This is a genomic window from Alkalihalophilus lindianensis (genome assembly GCF_032843265.1).
GTDB lineage: Bacteria > Bacillota > Bacilli > Bacillales > Bacillaceae_D > Alkalihalophilus > Alkalihalophilus lindianensis.
The window spans coordinates 1-264 of the sequence record NZ_JAWJBA010000478.1 but is presented as its reverse complement, the minus strand read 5'-3'; the positions used below and the strand labels follow the sequence as shown (position 1 = coordinate 264).

Annotated in this window: 1 protein-coding gene; it reads right to left on the bottom strand. The window is 40.5% G+C overall.

What is annotated here, in order from left to right:
* On the bottom strand, positions 1–224 hold a 224-nt coding region (locus RYX56_RS23090; RefSeq protein WP_317124220.1), incomplete at its 3' end, for an ABC transporter substrate-binding protein.
* Between the last annotated feature and the right edge of the window lie 40 nt (positions 225–264).

Below are 264 nucleotides of genomic sequence, written 5' to 3'. Positions count from 1 at the left end.
TTTAGATCTAAGTAAGACAAGGAGAGGGCAGGTTTTGATAAAAGTTTGAGTTTAGGATCTTTTTTGACAAGTTCACGGTTTTGCCCAGTTACGTCCATCCCTATATTAATGTCACCGGAACGTAAAGAGTTGACCATCATATTGGCATTGGGAATAATGTTGAAAACAACACCGTCAAGATGCGGCTTTTCTCCCCAATATTTATCGTGGCGGACTAATTTCACTTGAGAGTCCTTTTCCCAGCTATCCAATTTGAAAGGACCG